The sequence below is a fragment of the Aeromonas salmonicida genome, assembly GCF_028355655.1.
Lineage (GTDB): Bacteria > Pseudomonadota > Gammaproteobacteria > Enterobacterales > Aeromonadaceae > Aeromonas > Aeromonas salmonicida.
In genome coordinates, this window is record NZ_CP110645.1 from 1,055,898 (window position 1) to 1,074,926 (window position 19,029).

The following is a 19,029-nucleotide window of genomic DNA, read 5'->3' on the forward strand; positions in this document are numbered from 1 at the left end:
TTGATGAGACAACCCATGCAGAATGAACCCTGGCAGATCAGTGCCGAAGTGGAAGTGACCATCCCCTTCCACGATGTGGACATGATGGCGGTCGCCTGGCACGGTCACTACTTTCGCTACATAGAGCTGGCCCGCTGCGCCCTGCTCGATCTTATCGATTACAACTACCCGCAGATGGAGGCTTCCGGCTACCTCTGGCCCATCATAGATACCCGGATGAAGTACTTGGCACCGCTGCGCTTCGGCCAGCGGGTGCGGGTGCGCGCCACCCTGACCGAGTACCAGAACCGGTTGAAGATCGACTACCTGCTGAGCGATGCCGCGAGCGGTACCCGCACCAGCAAGGGCTACAGCATCCAGGTGGCGGTGAGCAAGGCGAGCGGCGAGATGTGCCTGGCCTCGCCCCAGGTGCTGCTGGACAAGCTGGGGGTGAGCCAGTGAAGCCTCTTCTGAACCGCGTGATGGTCGGGCTGACCCTGCTGCTGGCGTTGCCGCTGCAGGCGGCCCCCCTGAGCCGTGACCAGGTGCAGCAGTTGCTGACTCTGAGTCAGGCCAGGCAGGCGCATTTCGAGCAGGAGAAGCAGGTGGCGGGGTTGAGCCAGCCGCTCAAAGCCTCCGGTGAGCTGCTGCTGGTGCGCGACCTTGGTCTCTGGTGGCAGCAGCAGAAGCCTTTTGCCCTGACTCTGACCCTGACGCCGCAACGCATGGTGCAGCAGATGGCGGGTCAGCCCGCCACCGTCATCGATAGTCCCCAGTTGCTTGAATTCAGCCAGATGCTGCTGGCGCTGTTCGGCTCGGACGAGGCGACCCTGAGTCGCTACTTCAAGATCGATTTTCAGAGCACGGAGGCGGGCTGGCAGCTGCTGCTGGTGCCGACCCTGACGCCGCTGGACAAGGTGTTCGCCAGCCTCACCCTGAGCGGTCAAGGGCAGCTGGATGAGCTGGTCATTGCCGACAAGCAGGGTGACAGCACCCGCATCCGTTTCAGCGCCTGGCAGGAGCGAAGCCTGCCACTGACCCACGAGGAGCAGGCCCGCTTTGCTGCCCACTAGCCCCGCATCGCGCCCTGCCACTGCCAGTGGTTTGGCCGGGAGAGTCGACCTTGCTGCAATCTGAAACCACCTGGCGCCGGCTTGGCACTATCTGGATCGGCCTCTGCCTGCTGCTGGTGGCCGTGCTGGTCTGGCAGCTGCCCCACAGCCGCATCAACACCAGCCTGATGGATCTGTTGCCCCACGAATCCCGCAGCGATCTGGATCCGGCGTTGCAGCAGGGCTTGCTGCAACAGCTCGATCGCCAGCTGGTCTGGATGCTGAGCCTGCCTGCCGGACAGAACGGGCAGGCGGCGGCCGAGCTGTGGGTAAAACAGCTCGACCAGATAGCGGCCTTCTCCCATATCAAGGGCTATCAGCCCGAGCTGGCCCCCGCCTGGCAGGGCTATCTGCACAGTCTCGCCTGGCAGCGGCTGGATGAAGCGGGCCGGGCCCGGCTGGCGGCTGGCGCCGAGGGCTGGAGCCAATGGGTGCTTGGCCAGATCTACTCGCCCTTTGGCGGCGTTTCCCGCGCCGAGTGGCAGAGCGATCCGCTGTTGTTGACCCGGGCCGGTGTGCTGGCAGAGGCCCGCGGCCCCATGCAACTCAAGGAGGGCTGGCTGGTCAGCCGGGACAAGTCGGGTCGCGACTGGTTCATGGTGCGGGCCGAGCTGGATCTCTCCGCCTTCGATATCCAGCGCAATCAGGGGTTGCTGAGGGTGCTCGACAACGCCGAGCTCCGGCTGGCCGAAGCCTATCCCGGTGCCGAGCTGCTGCGCCGTGGCACCCTTTTCTACAGCCAGCACGCCAGCAACCTGGCCCAGCAGGACATTTCCACCATAGGGCTTGGCTCCATGATCGGAGTCATTCTGCTTATCTGGGGCGTATTTCGCTCGACCCGGGCGCTACTGCTCTCCCTGCTACCCATCTGCGTGGGGCTGATGTGGGGGCTGGGCACTGTGCTCATCCTGTTTGGCGAGATCCATCTCTTCACCCTGGTGATCAGCAGCAGCCTCATCGGCATCGCCATCGACTACGCCATCCATTTCCTGTGCGAGCGACGGTTGCACGGCGGCGACGAGACGCCGCATCAGACCCGACTACGGCTGCTGCCGAGCCTCTCGCTGGCGGTGTTGACCACCCTGATCGGCTATGGCCTGCTCTGGTTTGCCCCCTTCCCCGGGCTGCAGCAGCTGGCGGTGTGCGCACTGGCGGGCCTGTTCAGCGCCTTCATCACTGTGCTCTGCCTGTTCCCGCGCTGGTCGGGCCCCCTGCCGACCCGGCCCTTGCGCAGTCAGCCACTGCTGATGGCCTGGCTCAGAGCCTGGCAGCAGCGTCGCCTGGTGCGCATCGGCCTGCCGCTGCTCTGCCTGCTGCTGGCCACCCTTGGCATCAGCCAACTGCAGGTGGATGACGACATACGCCGGCTGCAACCCTTGCCGGTGGAACTGCAGGCGCAGGAGAACCAGATCAAGGCCCTGACCGGTCAGCAGGGGGGCATGCAGGGTTTTCTGGTGACGGGTACGGATGCCGAGCAGGCGCTGCAACGGCTGGAGCGACTGGATGATCAGCTGACCGGGCTTAAAAATAGCGGCGCATTGCGGGACTTTGTCTCCCTCAGCCGCTGGCTGCCCTCGCTGGCGCGCCAGCAGCAGGATGCGGCCGCCATTCTGGCCCTGTTGCCCCGGGTGGTGACCCGACTGCAAGAGGCCGGAGTGCCAATACCAGCAGGGGGGCAAGGGCCCGACCGTCAGCCTGACTGGTTGACCCCGGCAGCCTGGCTTGCCAGCCCGGTCAGCGAGGGGAGCCGTCTGCTGTGGCACTCGCTGGAGGATGGCCGCGTCGCCATCTGGGTGCCACTGGTCGGGGTGCAGGACGAGGTCGCCCTGACGGCGCTGGCAGCTGCCGAGCAGGGTATCTACTGGCAGGATCAGCGCAGCGAGTGGAGCCAGTTGTTTGCCCACTACCGGATCAAGCTGGCCGAACTGCTGCTGCTGGCCATCGGCTTGGTGGCCCTGCTGCTCTGGCGGCGGATGGGGGCAGCCAGGGCGTCCCGGGTGCTGCTGGTTAACCTGATTGCGCTCGCCATGGGGCTGGCGCTGCTCGCCGCCTGCGGCCAGCCGCTCACCCTGTTTGGTGTGCTGGCGCTCAGCCTCATCTTCGGTATCGGCATCGACTACGGGCTCTTCTTTGCCCACTGTGGCAACCAGCTGGCGCGGCAGAGTTCCACCCTGCTCGCCATCCTGCTGGCGAACCTCACCACCCAGTTGGCGTTCGGCTTGCTGGCGCTGAGTCACACCCCCGCCATAGCGGGCTTTGGTCTGGTGTTGAGCGGCGGTATCTTTACTGCCTTCCTGTTGTCGCCTCTGGTGCTGGACCGCGTGCAACCGGATGGCGCGGTGCGGGAGCCCCAGTTGCCAGGGCAGGATAGCCGGGAGCCAACATGACAATAAGATCACTGTTTGTATTACTCATCTTTTTGCTGGGGGGCTGCAGCAGCCAGCCTTCCCCCACCGCCTATCTCGACAAGGGGACCGTCATGGCGCTGCCGGCCCCTGTGCTTGCCACCCCCTTCTATCGCCAGCAGTTGCTGACGGCCACTGTGGGTGAGGGTGCCCATCAGCTGATGACTGTGCTGGAGGCTGATGGCAGCCAGTTGACCCTGGTCGGCCTGACCCCGGCCGGGATCCGGCTGTTTCGGGTGCGTTACGACCAGCAGGGCATAGCGACTCAACAACTGAGCCCGCTGCTCGCCACCGGCATGCCGCCAGTGACCCAGGTGCTGGCGGACGTCATGCTCTGCTACTGGCCGCTGGCCAGCTGGCAGCCGCAGCTGCCGCCGGGCTGGACGCTGCGGGACCAAGGGCTGACGCGCCGGCTGCGCTCTCCCGATGGCGCCCTGGTCACCGAGATCGGGTACCAGGACAAGGGCGGTGTACGGGAGCCGGTCAGCCTGCAACAGCATGTATTTCACTACCGTTTGCAGCTGGAGACCCTGTCCCAATGAGTTGTTATATCGCGGCTTACGGCCTCATTTCGGCATTGGGGGAGGGCAGGGATGTCAGCGCCGAGGCCCTGCTGGCTTGGCAGACAGAGGGGATTACGCCACTCACCCGCCACAACCAGACCTTGCTGGATGGTCGGCTGACTCCGGTGGGGCGGGTCGAAGGTGCGCTGCCCGAGATACCGGCGGCGTTGGCCCCTTATGCCTCGCGCAACAACCGCCTGCTGCTGGCGGCGCTGGCGCAGATCCGCCCGGCCCTGGACAAGGCGCTGGCGGAGTTTGGCCCTGCGCGGGTAGGCCTGGTGCTTGGCACCAGCACAGCAGGGATCGGCGAGGCCGAGCTGGCGATCGCCGCCGCCCGGCGGGGGGAGGCAATTCCCCCGGCCTTTGACTATCGCCAGCAGGAGCTGGGCTCTCCGTCCGAATTTCTGGCCCGTTATCTCGACATCTCCGGGCCTGCCTACACCCTCTCCACCGCCTGCTCTTCCAGCGCCCGCGCCTTCATCAGCGGTCAGCGGATGCTGGCGGCCGGACTGGTGGATGCGGTGATCGTCGGTGGCGCCGACAGCCTTTGCGGCTTGACTATCAACGGTTTTGACAGCCTGGAGTCCCTGAGTGGCAAACTCTGCCAGCCATTCGACAACGGCCGCCAGGGCATCAACATAGGCGAGGGGGCTGCGCTGTTTCTGCTGAGCAAACAGCCTGCGCCGCTGGCCTTGCTGGGGGCGGGCGAGTCGTCCGATGCCTGGCATATCTCGGCCCCTCATCCGGACGGCGTGGGGGCCGAGGCAGCCATGCAGATGGCGCTGGCTCAGGCCGGTATAGCGCCTGACCAGGTGGGTTATATCAACCTGCACGGCACGGCCACTCGCCTCAATGACGCCATGGAGAGCCAGGCCGTGCATCGCCTGTTCGGGGACAAGGTACCCTGCAGCTCCACCAAGCCGCTCACCGGCCATACCCTGGGCGCCGCGGGGGCCATCGAGGCCGCGCTCGCCTGCCTGCTGCTGGAGCGGGCCCTGCCGCTACCTACCCAGTGGGTGACGACGGCGGATCCGGCGCTGGCCCCCATCCGGCTGGTGAGTGGCGCCACTCGGCTTGCGGCACCCCGGGTCCTCTCCAACTCCTTTGCCTTCGGTGGCAACAATGTCAGCCTGTTGTTCGGGAGATCACTCTCATGAATGAGCGCATACCGCTGCCCGCAATCGAGGCCCTGTTGCCCCATCAGGCCCCCATGCTGCTGCTTGACCACATCTGCACCGTGGATGCGAGCCAGGTGCGCTGCGAGACACGAGTCGGCCCCCGACACGCCTTGTTGCTCGATGGCGAGGGCCATTTGCCCGCCTGGGCAGGCATAGAGCTGATGGCCCAGACCATAGCCGCCTGGGCCGGCATGCAGGGGCGGTTGCGCGGCGAGCCGGTGCGCATCGGCATGCTGCTCGGTACCCGCAAGTACCGCTGCCAGCCCGCCCGCTTTGCGGCGGGGGCTCTGCTCACCATTGAAGCCAGCTGCCTGTTGCAAGACGGCGGCATGGCCAGTTTCGATTGCCGGATCCTGCAAGATGGGCTGGAGTGTGCCACTGCGCGCCTCTCGACCTATCAGCCCGCACCCGGTGAATTGTCCGATTTGTTAGCGTAAGGAAGCTTCATGATCTCTACCGTATTGGTCACGGGCGCCAGCAAGGGGATAGGCCGCGCCATCGCCCTCAAGCTGGCTGCCGACGGTTTTTTCGTCGTCGTGCACTACCACGGCGACCGCGCCGGTGCCGAGGCCACCCTGGCGAGCCTGCAAGCTGCAGGGGGACAGGGGCGCCTGATCCAGTTCGATATCGCCGATCGTCAGGGCTGCCGCGAGCGGCTGGAAGCCGACATGGCAGAGCACGGCGCTTATTACGGCGTGGTCTGCAACGCCGGCATCATACGTGACGCCGCCTTCCCCGCCCTCACGGACGAGGATTGGGACGGGGTGCTGCACACCAATCTGGATGGCTTCTACAACCTGCTCAAGCCCTGCATCATGCCGATGATTGGCCTGCGCCGGGGCGGCCGCATAGTGACCATCTCCTCGGTTTCCGGCCTGATGGGCAACCGTGGCCAGGTCAACTACAGTGCCGCCAAGGCCGGCATCATGGGGGCCACCAAGGCGCTGGCGCTGGAGCTGGCCAAGCGCAAGATCACGGTGAACTGCGTGGCACCTGGCCTCATCGATACCGGCATGGTCGATGCCGAGGTGAAAGAGGAGGCGATGAAGCTGATCCCTCTCAAGCGGATGGGGCAGGCCGACGAGGTGGCGGGGCTGGTCTCCTACCTGATGTCGGATATCGCTGCCTATGTGACCCGGCAGGTCATCTCCATCAACGGGGGCATGGTATGACGCTGATGCAATGGCTCTCCTGCCTGATGTCGACTCCAACTGGTACTGTCTCTGTGACTTGCCAGATCATCTCTGTGAATGGCGGTATGGTATGAAGCGGGTAGTAGTAACCGGCATGGCCGGGGTGACGGCGTTCGGCCAGGACTGGCCAAGTGTGCGGGCAAAGTTGCAGGCGGGACGCAACGCTGTGGTGACCATGCCGGACTGGGCCATCTACGAGGGGCTCAACACCCGGCTGGCTGCGCCCATTACCGACTTTGTGCTGCCTGCCCACTATCCACGCAAGAAGACCCGGGCCATGGGGCGAGTCTCCCAGCTGGCGACCGTGGCCACCGAGCTGGCGCTGGCGCGGGCCGGACTGCTCGACCACCCTGTGCTGACCGGCGGTCGCACCGGCATCGCCTATGGCTCCTCCACCGGCAGCACGGATCCCATCCGCGCCTTCGGGGTCATGCTCAACGACAAGAGCACCGCCAGCATCACGGCCACCACCTATGTGCAGATGATGCCGCACACGGCGGCGGTCAATACCGGCCTCTTCTTCGGCCTGCGCGGACGGGTGATCCCCACCTCCAGCGCCTGCACCTCCGGCAGCCAGGGGATTGGCTATGCCTACGAGTCCATCAAGCACGGCTACCAGACCCTGATGGTGGCCGGCGGGGCGGAGGAGCTCTGTCCGTCTGAGGCCGTGGTGTTCGACACCCTGTTTGCCACCAGCCAGATGAACGACAACCCCGAGCTGGCGCCACGGCCGTTCGACCGGCAGCGGGACGGACTGGTCATTGGCGAAGGGGCGGGCACCCTGGTGCTGGAGGAGCTGGAACATGCACAGGCGCGTGGAGCCACCATCATCGCCGAGCTGGTGGGGTTTGCCACCAATTGCGACGCTGCCCATGTGACCCAGCCCCAGCAGGAGACCATGCAGCTCTGCATGGAGATGGCGCTGGCCCAGGCAGGGCTGGTACCGGCCGACATCGGCTACATCAGCGCCCACGGCACGGCCACCGAGCGGGGCGACATTGCCGAGAGCCACGCCACCGCCGCCATCTTTGGCGACAAGACGCCTATCTCGTCGCTCAAGAGCTTCTTCGGTCATACCCTGGGGGCCTGCGGTGCCGTTGAGGCCTGGCTGTCGCTGGAGATGATGCAGGAGGGCTGGTTTGCCCCCACCATCAATCTGACCGAGCCGGATCCGGCCTGTGCCCTGCTGGATCATGTGGTGGGCAATGGTCGCGCGCTGGCGGTGGACTATCTGATGTCCAACAACTTCGCCTTCGGCGGCATCAACACCTCCCTCATCTTCAAGCGCTGGTCCTGAAGCCATGCGCCTTGCCTGCGGGCAGGGCGCCTGTACAGCCTGGGTTTGGTCTTGATGAATTAAGATGCCTCCCATTTTTAGGGAGGCATAATGTCTGTTCCATCTGCTGTTTTCTCTGTTCAACCCCACCTGCGCCGCGGCTTCAATGCGCTCTTGCTGTCCACCCTTTTATTGGCGCTGCCTGCACCGGCCATGGCCGATGATGAATTTCGGCTGGGCAAGACTCTCTTGCTGGGAGTGGGCGACCATGCCGCCATTATTCCCATCATCGTCTGCCGACCTGCCAAGTCCATCATGGTCAAGGCAGGACGGGAATTGACCCTTAACCGGGTCAAGGTGTTTTATGGCAACGACAGTAGCAAGACCCTCACTTTTGACAAGGATCTGAAAGAGGATCAGGAGTCGGACTGGAAATCCCTCGGCAGCCGCCTTTGCATCAAGCGGATCGAGGTCTATGGCAATTCGGAGGGGAGCAAGGCCGGGGTCAAGGTATACGGCCGCAAATAAGAGATGGACGGGGGGGCACATCCCCCGTCCATTTACCTATTTCTTGGGGCGAAACGGCTTGATGACGGCTTCGTTGCACTCGAGATAGGGTCCATCCATCAGGTCGATGCAGTAGGGGATGGCGGGGAAGACCGCATCCAGGCACTCACGGATGGATTTGGGCTTGCCCGGCAGGTTGACGATGAGCGAGCTGCCGCGCAGGCCGGCGGTCTGGCGCGACAAAATGGCGGTCGGCACGAACTTGAGGGACTCGGCCCGCATCAGCTCGCCAAAGCCCGGCATCATGCGATCGCACACCGCCTCCGTGGCCTCGGGGGTCACATCCCGTTTGGCGGGGCCGGTACCGCCCGTGGTGACGATGAGGCAGCACTGCTCCTCGTCTGCCAGCCGGATCAGGGTTGCTTCAATCTGATCCTGTTCATCCGGGATCACCTGATAGACGGGTTCCCATTCAGAGGTCAGATACGCGCCCAGCGTCTCTATGATGGCCTTGCCGGAGAGGTCTTCGTAGATGCCTGCACTGGCGCGATCGCTGACGGTGACGATGCCGATTTTTGCCTTGCTCATGGTCTGCTCTTGGTTGCGCTGAATAAGTGGCAAATAAAATAACATAATCAGTGAGATATGTTAAACGAGGCCAGACATTGGCGAGTGTGGTGCTCAACATCGAGTGCCGAATGAAAAGCAATATTGCAGGTTCCCTTTCAATAAGACATAAGGCTAGGGTGTCGTCGCCATAAAAATGTATAAACAGGTCCAGTGAAAATATTCAGGAATAATCGGTTGATCCATAACGAATAAGCCAGTGGCAGCTTGCCGCTGCCGTCATTTTTTGGCGCAATCGGGTTCGAAAGAAGGCTGTATGGATTGAACCAGGCGGGTAATCGTCTTATATAACTTCTTATACGGTTGGTTGAATTATGAGCTGATCGTTGTTGTTTGAGTATCACCATGCAGCGGCTGGCCGCGGGAGGGCATATGGAGTTGCCTGATTTTGATACCTTGAGACGGTTGGCTGTGGCGGAGCCCGAGCGGCTCGACGAGTTGCTGCGCCAGCAGATAGAGGGCTTGATCGACCGGGTCAGCCCAGAGCAGCAACAGCGGCTGCGCGGCCTGCAGTTTCGCATCGACTGCCAGCGGAAATTGGCCAAGAACAACATGGACAGCTGTATTCGTATTGCGGCCATGATGCACGACTCCTTTTATTCCATGCGCAGCGAGATGATCCAGCTCAATGCCAATCTCTATGCCGATCAGGCGCCCGTCTATCGGGGAAATAATGTTGTTTCTTTCTTTGATTATTACCACAAGAAGAAATAACACCCTTCATTAATAATTCAGTTAAATATTATTTTAGATAATATATTCGTTACCAGGTGAGGCTCGCTTGGTGACGTTAATTTATCTGGAGTTATTTGTAATCCATTTGATGTATTTTAGTGGCATCAGCTGTTTTATTAAAAATTGATTATTGCCGTGATCGGTGTGGATGAATGGCGCCGACAGTTAGGCTAATATGGCGATACTTTAAATTTGCTACGACTCGAAGGGATTATGAGAAGTATCACACCAAGGCGGGTGCTGTCGCGGGATCAACAGACAGAGATCACCCGCATCATCGTTAAGGCGGGCCAGATGCTGGCCCAGTTCGGGGCGGAGAGCCGCATCATAGAGCAGACCACGGTCCGGCTCGGCATGGCGCTTGGGCTGGAGAGCGTCGAGATGGCCATCTCCTCCAGTGCCATAGTGCTCACCAGTCTCTATCAGGGCAGTTGTGTCACCACTACCCGCCGGGTGCGGGAACACGGTATCAACATGCAGGTGGTGTGCGAGATCCAGCGTATCTGCATCATGGCGGAAAAGGAGCTGATAGGGGCACGAGAGGTGCGTCTGCGGCTCGATGGCATAGTGCCGTTTCATTACCACCCCTGGCTGGTGGTCCCCATGGTGGGGCTCTCCTGCGGCGCCTTCAGCCTGTTGTTTGGCGGTGACTTGCCCATCTTCATGGTGACCTGTCTCTCCGCTGCCGTAGCGATGCGGGTGCGCCAGCTGATCGCCCGTCATCACCACAGCCCGCTCATCAACTTTGCCGTGACCGGTTTTATCGCCACCTTGCTCTCCTCCAGTGCCACCTTCTTCAACTGGGGCGCCCAGCCCTATCTCGCCATGGCAGCCAGCGTGCTCTTGCTGGTGCCGGGTTTCCCGCTCATCAATGCTGTCTCCGACATGGTGAAGGGTTACTTCAACATGGGGCTTGCGCGCTGGGGCACGGCAACTCTGCTTACCATCAGCGCAGCCATTGGCATCATTCTGGCCATGTCGGTGACCGGTATCTGGGGGTGGAAGGTATGAAGGACTTTGACTCTGTATTGGCCAGCAGGAACGGACTTGACCTGCTGACCATCAGCGCGCGGATCAACCTCGGCATCATTCTCACCATGTCGGTCACGGGTATCTGGGGGTGGAAAGTATGATGGACCTGATCTGGCTACTGGCCAAGGATGCCTTCTGGTCTTCCATTCCGGCCGTGGGGTTTGCCATGTTGTTCAACGTGCCGCCGCGCATGTTGAAGTACTGCGCCATGGGCGGTGCCCTGGCCCACAGCTTGCGTACCTTGCTCATTCATTACGGCATGCCCATCGAGTGGGCGACCCTGGCGGCGGCGACCACGGTCGGCTTTGTCTGTGTCTACTGGTCCCGTCGCCTGCTGGCGCCACGGCCCGTGTTCAGTGTCGCCTCCATCATTCCCATGATCCCCGGCAGCTATGCGTTCAAGACCATGATCGCCGTGGTGGAGCTCAATATCTCGGGGGTGACTATGGAGCTTATCCAGAGTGCGGTGGAGAACGGCCTCAAGGCGTTGTTTATCGTGGGGGCCCTCAGTTTCGGTTTGGCGATCCCCTCTCTGGTCGTGTACCGTAACCGGCCCATTATTTGACAGACGCTGTGAGAGGCTGACCCCATGAAGATTTCCATGATTGCTGCCATGGCGCACGATCGCGTGATAGGCCTGGATAACCAGATGCCATGGCACCTGCCGGCGGATCTGGCCCACTTCAAGCGGGTGACCCTGGGCAAGCCTGTGTTGATGGGGCGCAAGACCTTTGAATCCATTGGTCGGCCGCTGCCAGGGCGGCGCAATCTGGTGATCAGCCGCAATCCCGATTACCGGGCCGACGGGGTGGAGGTAGTCGATTCTGTCGAGGCCGCGTTGGTGCTGCTGGCAAACGCCGGGAATGTGGACGAGCTGATGGTGATCGGCGGTGGTCATCTCTATGGCCAGCTGCTGCCACGGGCTGACAGCCTCTATCTGACCAGAATCGATCTGGCGGTGGCCGGGGATACCCGCTTCCCCGCCTTCGAGGAGGACGAGTGGCATTGCGTTGAGCGCGAACCCCATGAGCCCGACGAGAAGAATCCTCATCCCTACTGCTTCGAAACCTGGCAGCGGCGCTGAGTCTGTTGTTGGCTGCGCTGCCTCTATTTGTAATGGAATTACGTTTTTTGAGTGAATAACATGGATAGCAATTCAATTTATCCCATTGTACCCCCGCTCGCTTCCTTGCTCGCCCAATTTGATTACGCTTCCTGGCCCCGCTTTCCCAAGCGAGAACCCTATTGTCGTAAGAAGCTGCTAGCAAGGGTTTCAAGTGAAAATCAATTTTACGATAGAGATCGACAATGGATTGACAAGACGCTCGCCAATATCCCCGTTCCTGAAGGGGATGCATACGCGGTGTTGCCAAGGGTTGAGAGTGTTTGCCTAGCGGAGCTGGATCACTTGGTGGGAACAAGCTTGCTGGCAGGCCGTTGGCCACAAACAGAATATCGCCGCTATCCGCTGCTCTATTGGCAACTGGTGCGTTACTACCAGATAGAGTTGCATCGCAGCAGACAGTTGAACCTGTTGCAGCCTCATGCAGGATTTGACTTTAGGCGCATGGGGTATGTGGCGATGCTGCTGGCCTTGCTCGGTGATCGCCGTCGTTTGATGGATTGTGTGGCATTGGCTCATAGCGCCCCGGCTATCTGCCCAGCGACTAAGTTTATTCGCCCCTATTTTATAGAAACCTTTGCCTTGCAGCTCACCAGCCGCTTTCTGGGGTGGGGGCCCTTGCCACTGGGCGTCGACTTGGCTCAGGAGCCGCTCTATCTGGCGCTGTTGACCTTGTGGGACAGTGAAGATGTGGGCACGGTGGGACATTTGTTGACCCAGGCATGTCATTTGCACACTTACGGCGAGCTCAAGGATCCCCGTTTCCATCGAAAGGAGGCGATCATCGGCTGGTGGTGCTACTGGCCGCTGGAGGTGCTGTTGGTATTACGCCTGCGTCAATGGGCGGGGTTGCCCTTGCCGGTAGTAGAGCATCCTCTGATGGCTGCGCCTTTTGATGTGCTGCCACCTGCGCTGGAGGAGCCCGCCGAGGTGTGGCCTTATGAAGCCCTGCCGCGCCACTTTGCCACTCACTATCCCGAAGCCCCGGCACTGTTGGCGCAGATGTGCCAGCCCCCAGCATCAGCAGAACCAGATGCCTGGCCGAGTCTGAGCGAGCTGGAGGCAGTTCTGGCCCAAGGTATTCCCAAGTGGCCACCACAGCGGGGTGATGCCCCTAAACCGCGCCGAAAGAGCGCCGCCAAATCATCATCGACCCCATAAGAGAATGTGTATGTCTCCTCACCTGACCGCCCTGCTCGCCCAATTTGATTACGCTTCCTGGCCCCGCTTTCCCAAGCGAGAACCCTATTGTCGTAAGAAGCTGCTAACAAGGGTTTCAAGTGAAAATCAATTTTACGATAGAGATCGACAATGGATTGACAAGACGCTCGCCAATATCCCCGTTCCTGAAGGGGATGCATACGCGGTGTTGCCAAGGGTTGAGAGTGTTTGCCTGGCGGAGCTGGATCACTTGCTGGGTACAAGCCTGCTGGCAGGCCGTTGGCCACAAACAGAATATCGCCGCTATCCGCTGCTCTATTGGCAACTGGTTCGTTACTACCAGATGGAGCTGTATCGAAGTAAACAATCTGGCCAATTACAACCCGATGCTGGTTTCAAATTTCATCGTATAGGCTTTGTGGCAATGCACCTGGCCTTGCTTGGTGATCGCCGTCGTTTGATGGATTGTGTGGCATTGGCTCATAGTGCCCCGGCTATCTGCCCAGCGACTAAGTTTATTCGCCCCTATTTTATAGAAACCTTTGCCTTGCAGCTCACCAGCCGCTTTCTGGGGTGGGGGCCCTTGCCACTGGGCGTTGACTTGGCTCGGGAGCCTCTCTATCTGGCGCTGTTGACCTTGTGGGACTGTGAGGATCTGAATGCGGTGGGTCACTTGTTGACCCAGGCGTGCCATTTGCACACTTACGGCGGGCTCAAGGATCCCCGTTTTCATCGAGAGGAGGCAATCATAGGTTGGTGGCATTACTGGCCGCTGGAAGTGTTGTTGGTGTTACGCCTGCGCCAATGGGCGGGATTGCCCTTGCCGGTGGTGAATCATCCCCTGATGGCTGCGCCTTTTGATGTGCTGCCACCTGCGCTGGAGGATCCCGCTGACGTGTGGCCTTACGCAGCCCTGCCACACCACTTTGCCACTCACTATCCCGAAGCCCCGGCACTGTTGGCGCAGATGTGCCAGCCTCCTGCATCAGCAGAGCCAGATGCCTGGCCGAGTCTGAGCGAGCTGGAGGCAGCTCTGGCCCGAGGTATTCCCAAGTGGCCACCACAGCGTGGTGATGCCCCTAAACCGCGCCGAAAGAGCGCCGCCAAATCATCATCGACCCCATAAGAGAATGTGTATGTCTCCTCACCTGACCGCCCTGCTCGCCCAATTTGATTACGCTTCCTGGCCCCGCTTTCCCAAGCGAGAACCCTATTGTCGCAAGAAACTGTTATCTTGGGTTTCAAACGAGGATCCATTTTACTATGCAGATCGACAATGGATTGATAAGACGCTCGCCAATATCCCCGTTCCTGAAGGGGATGAATACGCGGTGTTGCCAATGGTCGAGAGTGTTTGCTTGGCGGAGCTGGATCACTTGCTGGGTACAAGCCTGCTGGCAGGCAGTTGGCCACAAACGACATATCGCCGCTATCCGCTGCTCTATTGGCAACTGGTTCGTTACTACCAGATGGAGCTGTATCGAAGTAAACAATCTGGCCAATTACAACCCGATGCTGGTTTCAAATTTCATCGTATAGGCTTTGTGGCAATGCACCTGGCCTTGCTTGGTGATCGCCGTCGTTTGATGGATTGTGTGGCATTGGCTCATAGTGCCCCAGCTATTTGCCCCGCGAATGAGTATATTCGTCCCTATTTTATAGAAGCCTTTGCCTTGCAGCTAACCAGCCGCTTTCTGGGGTGGGGGCCCTTGCCACTTGGCGTTGACTTGGCTCGGGAGCCTCTCTATCTGGCGCTGTTGACCTTGTGGGACTGTGAGGATCTGAATGCGGTGGGTCACTTGTTGACCCAGGCGTGCCATTTGCACACTTACGGCGGGCTCAAGGATCCCCGTTTTCATCGAGAGGAGGCAATCATAGGTTGGTGGCATTACTGGCCGCTGGAAGTGTTGTTGGTGTTACGCCTGCGCCAATGGGCGGGATTGCCCTTGCCGGTGGTGAATCATCCCCTGATGGCTGCGCCTTTTGATGTGCTGCCGCCTGCGCTGGAGGATCCCGCCGACGTGTGGCCTTACGCAGCCCTGCCACGTCACTTTGCCACTCACTATCCCGAAGCTCCGGTACTGTTGGCGCAGATGTGCCAGCCTCCTGCATCAGCAGAACCAGATGCCTGGCCGAGTCTGAGCGAGCTGGAGGCAGTTCTGGCCCGAGGTATTCCCAAGTGGCCACCACAGCGTGGTGATACGCCGAAACCAAGACGAAAAATGGGATAACTGTGACAGCGGTTACTCTTGCAAGAATTCGTACAAGTCTATTCAAGAAGAGGAGCTGTACTGGCAGAGAGGACCCGTAGACAACAGGGCCGGATCTGTGTCTGGTCCTGGTATTGTGTAATCCTGTTTCAAGAGCTGTCCGGCAGGCAAGGCCTCCGCCATTGCTGCGTTCAACCCCCCCTCCTATATACCCTCGTTTTTTGCCTACATATCATTAGGACTGTAAGGATTTTTCATACCCTGCTGCCTGTTCGGGATCCTGCCTGGCTGCATCCCCCGATCTGCCTGGTTGCCCCCTCCGATCGGCCTGTCAAAACACCACAATGATTAGTTATCTAACCAAAATGCATGCTGGCATGGGTCATGCTTGTCGGTTTGTGGGTTTTTATTGTCAAAAATAAACTATTAAAATCAATGCATTATGTTTTCATTGTTTTGTGTGGACTCTTATGGTTCTTTCGTTTTTGGTGGAAATTGCTTAGTGTAGTAAGTAATTGGTTAGCGTTCGGCGGGTTAATTATCAAGATGCCGACAATAAAAATAGGACAGTATGACAGTCAAACTCGAAGTCAAATCACTCTATAAAATCTTCGGAGAACAGCCGGAGAAAGTCTTCAAATTGCTGGAGAAAGGGCACGACCGCGCCAGCATTTTGAAAAAGACGGGTCAGACCCTGGGTGTGCATGGGGTGGATCTCGCCATCCACGAGGGAGAAATCTTTGTGGTAATGGGCTTGTCCGGTTCGGGCAAATCTACCCTGGTGCGTCTCTTCAACCGCCTTATCGAGCCGACCCGTGGTCAGGTGTTGATCGACGGTGAGGACATCGCCGCCATCTCGGACAGCGAGCTACGTCAGGTAAGGCGCAAGAAGATCAGCATGGTGTTCCAATCTTTCGCCCTCATGCCTCATCTGAGCGTGCTGGAAAACGCCGCCTTTGGTCTGGAGCTGGCCGGTGTGCCGCTTCTCGAACGCCAGGAAAGTGCTCGCCAGGCACTCAATCAGGTGGGTCTGGGCCAGTGGGTAGACTCCTTCCCCGATGCCCTCTCCGGTGGCATGAAGCAAAGGGTCGGTCTGGCCCGCGCACTGGCCAATGACCCCGACATACTGTTGATGGATGAGGCTTTCTCCGCGCTGGATCCGCTGATCCGCACCGAGATGCAGGATGAACTGCTCAAGCTGCAGGCCAGCCATCAGCGCACCATCGTCTTTATCTCCCACGATCTGGATGAAGCGATGCGCATCGGTGATCGCATCGCCATCATGCAGGACGGTCAGGTGATCCAGGTCGGGACCCCCGACGAGATCCTGAGCCAACCGGCCAACGATTATGTGCGTGCCTTCTTTCGCGGCGTGGATCTGGCCAATGTGTTCAGTGCCCGCGATATCGTCAGCCGCAAGCAGATGCCGCTTATCAAGAAGCACACCACGGATGGACCGGGCAACGCCCTGCGTCAGCTCAAGGACCAGGAGCGGGAGTTCGGTTACGTGGTGGATCGCAGTCGTCGCTTCCTCGGGGTCGTCTCGGTCGAGTCGCTCGGTCAGGCGGTGAAAAACAAAGGCAGCCTGGAGCAGGCCTTGCTGGCCGATATCCAGCCCATCCTGGGCGACACCTCGCTCAATGAACTCATCAGTCAGGTGGCCTCAGCGCCCTGTCAGGTGCCCGTGGTCGAGGAAGATGGCACCTACCTGGGCCTTATCTCCAAAGCCAACTTGCTGAACACCCTGGACAGGAGTACCCCGGTATGAATATCAAACCCTTTCATCGTCTGCTGACCGGCTTGCTGGCACTCTTGCTGCTGGCGAGTGCCCCCGTCCGGGCCGATGAGGCGCAGGCCGACCCCTGGGGTGCCTCTGCCTCCACGACTGTTGCCACGGATCCCTGGGGTAGCACAGAGACTGAAGCCGCTGACTGGCAGAACCAGATTGAAGCGACGGATACCTCTGCGGCTGTCGACTGGCTGGATCCCTTCCAGCAGGCACTGGTGCCGCTGGATGTCTGGGTGGAGAGCGGTATCGGCTGGCTGGTCGAGAACCTGCGCCCTGTATTTCAGCTGATCCGGGCGCCGGTAGAGGTCACTCTCAACGCCATGACCCATCTGCTGCAGACAGTGCCATCCACCCTGATGATGGGGATGCTGGCCCTGATAGCCTGGCAGATGGTCAATGGCCGCATGGCCCTTGGCACCCTGCTCTCTCTCGTCGGGATCGGGCTCATAGGTGCTTGGTCCGATGCCATGGTGACCCTGTCGCTGGTGCTGACCTCGCTCTTCTTCTGCATCCTGATTGGCTTGCCGGTCGGCATTATGCTGGCTCGTAGCGAGCGGTTGTCTACCTGGACCCGACCGCTGCTGGATGCCATGCAGACCACACCGGCTTTCGTTTACCTCATTCCCATCGTCATGTTGTTCGGTATCGGCAACGTGCCCGGTGTGGTGGTGACCGTCATCTTCGCCCTGCCACCCATGATCCGGCTGACCATGCTGGGGATCAGGCAAGTGCCTGAGGATCTGGTGGAGGCGGCCCACTCGTTTGGCGCCAGCCCCTCCCAGTTGCTGTTCAAGGTACAACTGCCACTGGCCATGCCCACCATCATGGCCGGGGTCAATCAGACCCTGATGCTGGCACTCTCCATGGTGGTGATCGCCTCCATGATAGCGGTCGGTGGTCTGGGCCAGATGGTACTGCGCGGCATTGGTCGCCTCGACATGGGGCTCGCCTCCATCGGTGGTCTCGGCATAGTGCTGCTGGCCATAGTGCTCGACCGTCTGACCCAGGCAATGGGGCAGCGGGATCGCAGCCGCACAGGCCGCTGGTATCAACATGGCCCTGTGGCGCTGCTGATGCGCCTGCGTGGCCGTAGCAAATCTATTGATTACAAAGGAGTAAACGTATGAAACCCATTACCAGGACACTGACCCTGAGCACACTGCTGCTGAACTCCCTGTTGCTGAGTTCTGTCGCCGTGGCCAGTGCTGAATCACCGGGGGAGGGGATCCGCGTTCAACCCTTGCAGAGCTCCCTGCCGGAAGAGACCTTCCAGACCTTGCTGGTCAGCAAGCTGATGGGCCGCCTCGGCTATGACGTCCAGCCTGTGCAGGAGGTGGACTACAACGTGGCCTATGCCTCGGTGGCACAAGGCGACGGCACCTTCCTGGCCTTTAACTGGATCCCGCTGCAAAACAACAAGTACGAACAGGCTGGCGGCGACAAGGTATTTTTCCGTCAGGGCACCTATGTATCGGGGGCCGCCCAGGGTTATCTCATCGACAAGAAGACGGCAACCCAGTACGGCATCACCAATCTGGGTCAGCTCAAGGATCCCAAGCTGGCGGCGCTGTTTGACGGCGATGGTGACGGCAAGGCGGATCTGGTGGGCTGCAACCCGGGTTGGGGCTGTGAAGAGGCCATCAATCATCATCTGGATGCGTTTGGTTTGACCCCGACCGTTACTCACAAGCAGGGCAACTACGCGGCCCTGATCGCCGACACCCGGGCCCGCTATCAGAGTGGCAAGCCGGTGCTCTACTACACCTGGACGCCTTACTGGCTGAGCAGCGAGCTGGTGCCGGGACGTGACGTTGTGTGGCTGGAAGTCCCTGCCAATGCCAAGGATGCGGACAAGACCCGTTTGCCCAATGGCAAAAACTACGGCTTCCCCGTCAACTCCATGCACATCGTCGCCAACAAGGGGTTTACCGAAGCCAATCCGGCGGCCGCCAAGTTGTTTAGCATCGTCAAGCTGCCCCTCAATGACATCAATATCCAGAACGGTCTGATGAACAAGGGTCAGAACACCCAAGCGGATATCGAGCGCCATGTGATGGCCTGGCTCAAGGGACACGAAGCCCAGGTCAACGACTGGTTGACTCAGGCTCGCGCCGCCAAGTAAGCGGATAATCAGGGCGC

Annotated in this window: 21 protein-coding genes; 20 read left to right on the top strand and 1 reads right to left on the bottom strand. The window is 60.2% G+C overall.

Annotated elements, in window-relative coordinates; genetic code table 11:
- Positions 1-15: 15 nt before the first annotated feature.
- The 9 genes from ONZ54_RS05235 (at position 16) to ONZ54_RS05275 (ending at position 8,234) form a co-directional block, all read left to right on the top strand.
- Positions 16-441 carry an acyl-CoA thioesterase gene (locus ONZ54_RS05235; protein ID WP_096118707.1) on the top strand — a complete coding sequence of 142 codons (426 nt, stop codon included), beginning with the start codon at positions 16-18 and terminating at the stop codon, positions 439-441.
- A gap of 20 nt (positions 442-461) precedes the next feature.
- Positions 462-1,052, top strand: coding sequence for an outer membrane lipoprotein carrier protein LolA (locus tag ONZ54_RS05240; RefSeq protein ID WP_271788250.1), 591 nt, complete (start codon positions 462-464; stop codon positions 1,050-1,052).
- 50 nt (positions 1,053-1,102) lie between these two features.
- Entirely contained in the window at positions 1,103-3,478 is a 2,376-nt protein-coding gene (locus tag ONZ54_RS05245) for an MMPL family transporter (RefSeq protein ID WP_271787637.1), read from the top strand.
- Between the two features lie 2 nt (positions 3,479-3,480).
- The gene (locus tag ONZ54_RS05250; RefSeq protein WP_334312732.1) at positions 3,481-4,038 is read left to right on the top strand and encodes a DUF3261 domain-containing protein; all 558 of its coding nucleotides are present in this window, start codon (positions 3,481-3,483) and stop codon (positions 4,036-4,038) included.
- Positions 4,035-5,216, top strand: coding sequence for a beta-ketoacyl-[acyl-carrier-protein] synthase family protein (locus ONZ54_RS05255; protein ID WP_271787639.1), 1,182 nt, complete (start codon positions 4,035-4,037; stop codon positions 5,214-5,216). Before ONZ54_RS05250 ends, ONZ54_RS05255 begins: the two co-directional genes overlap by 4 nt.
- Positions 5,213-5,674, top strand: a complete 462-nt coding sequence (locus ONZ54_RS05260) for a hotdog family protein (RefSeq protein WP_271787640.1) — start codon at positions 5,213-5,215, stop codon at positions 5,672-5,674. Before ONZ54_RS05255 ends, ONZ54_RS05260 begins: the two co-directional genes overlap by 4 nt.
- 9 nt (positions 5,675-5,683) lie before the next feature.
- On the top strand, positions 5,684-6,409 hold the full coding sequence (locus tag ONZ54_RS05265) for a 3-ketoacyl-ACP reductase FabG2 (protein ID WP_005317763.1): 726 nt from the start codon (positions 5,684-5,686) through the stop codon (positions 6,407-6,409).
- A gap of 91 nt (positions 6,410-6,500) precedes the next feature.
- The gene (locus tag ONZ54_RS05270; RefSeq protein WP_271787641.1) at positions 6,501-7,727 is read left to right on the top strand and encodes a beta-ketoacyl-ACP synthase; all 1,227 of its coding nucleotides are present in this window, start codon (positions 6,501-6,503) and stop codon (positions 7,725-7,727) included.
- Between the two features lie 90 nt (positions 7,728-7,817).
- Complete coding sequence (locus ONZ54_RS05275) at positions 7,818-8,234, top strand: DUF2541 family protein (protein WP_099994171.1); 417 nt, start codon at positions 7,818-7,820, stop codon at positions 8,232-8,234.
- A gap of 36 nt (positions 8,235-8,270) precedes the next feature.
- Here ONZ54_RS05275 and mog read toward each other — a convergent pair whose 3' ends face one another.
- Positions 8,271-8,801, bottom strand: coding sequence for a molybdopterin adenylyltransferase (mog, locus tag ONZ54_RS05280; RefSeq protein WP_096118703.1), 531 nt, complete (start codon positions 8,799-8,801; stop codon positions 8,271-8,273).
- 411 nt (positions 8,802-9,212) lie between these two features.
- Between mog and ONZ54_RS05285 the strand changes: the two genes are divergently transcribed.
- The 11 genes from ONZ54_RS05285 (at position 9,213) to proX (ending at position 19,012) form a co-directional block, all read left to right on the top strand.
- Complete coding sequence (locus ONZ54_RS05285) at positions 9,213-9,554, top strand: DUF3135 domain-containing protein (RefSeq protein ID WP_271787642.1); 342 nt, start codon at positions 9,213-9,215, stop codon at positions 9,552-9,554.
- 234 nt (positions 9,555-9,788) lie between these two features.
- Positions 9,789-10,586 carry a threonine/serine exporter family protein gene (locus ONZ54_RS05290; protein ID WP_271787643.1) on the top strand — a complete coding sequence of 266 codons (798 nt, stop codon included), beginning with the start codon at positions 9,789-9,791 and terminating at the stop codon, positions 10,584-10,586.
- On the top strand, positions 10,583-10,708 hold the full coding sequence (locus tag ONZ54_RS05295) for a hypothetical protein (RefSeq protein WP_271787644.1): 126 nt from the start codon (positions 10,583-10,585) through the stop codon (positions 10,706-10,708). The genes ONZ54_RS05290 and ONZ54_RS05295 overlap by 4 nt, the downstream gene beginning before the upstream one ends.
- The gene (locus ONZ54_RS05300) at positions 10,705-11,172 is read left to right on the top strand and encodes a threonine/serine exporter family protein (RefSeq protein ID WP_005317742.1); all 468 of its coding nucleotides are present in this window, start codon (positions 10,705-10,707) and stop codon (positions 11,170-11,172) included. Before ONZ54_RS05295 ends, ONZ54_RS05300 begins: the two co-directional genes overlap by 4 nt.
- A gap of 24 nt (positions 11,173-11,196) precedes the next feature.
- Positions 11,197-11,691, top strand: a complete 495-nt coding sequence (folA, locus tag ONZ54_RS05305) for a type 3 dihydrofolate reductase (RefSeq protein ID WP_059111377.1) — start codon at positions 11,197-11,199, stop codon at positions 11,689-11,691.
- A 327-nt stretch (positions 11,692-12,018) separates the two neighbouring features.
- Entirely contained in the window at positions 12,019-12,891 is an 873-nt protein-coding gene (locus ONZ54_RS05310; RefSeq protein WP_271787645.1) for a hypothetical protein, read from the top strand.
- 10 nt (positions 12,892-12,901) lie between these two features.
- Complete coding sequence (locus tag ONZ54_RS05315) at positions 12,902-14,017, top strand: hypothetical protein (protein WP_271787646.1); 1,116 nt, start codon at positions 12,902-12,904, stop codon at positions 14,015-14,017.
- A gap of 10 nt (positions 14,018-14,027) precedes the next feature.
- Complete coding sequence (locus tag ONZ54_RS05320) at positions 14,028-15,122, top strand: hypothetical protein (protein WP_271787647.1); 1,095 nt, start codon at positions 14,028-14,030, stop codon at positions 15,120-15,122.
- A 550-nt stretch (positions 15,123-15,672) separates the two neighbouring features.
- Positions 15,673-16,869 (top strand): glycine betaine/L-proline ABC transporter ATP-binding protein ProV, encoded by a 1,197-nt coding sequence (proV, locus tag ONZ54_RS05325; RefSeq protein ID WP_017412696.1) that lies wholly within the window; start codon positions 15,673-15,675, stop codon positions 16,867-16,869.
- Positions 16,866-18,017, top strand: a complete 1,152-nt coding sequence (proW, locus tag ONZ54_RS05330) for a glycine betaine/L-proline ABC transporter permease ProW (protein WP_271787648.1) — start codon at positions 16,866-16,868, stop codon at positions 18,015-18,017. Before proV ends, proW begins: the two co-directional genes overlap by 4 nt.
- On the top strand, positions 18,014-19,012 hold the full coding sequence (gene proX, locus ONZ54_RS05335; protein WP_059168136.1) for a glycine betaine/L-proline ABC transporter substrate-binding protein ProX: 999 nt from the start codon (positions 18,014-18,016) through the stop codon (positions 19,010-19,012). The genes proW and proX overlap by 4 nt, the downstream gene beginning before the upstream one ends.
- Positions 19,013-19,029: the final 17 nt, after the last annotated feature.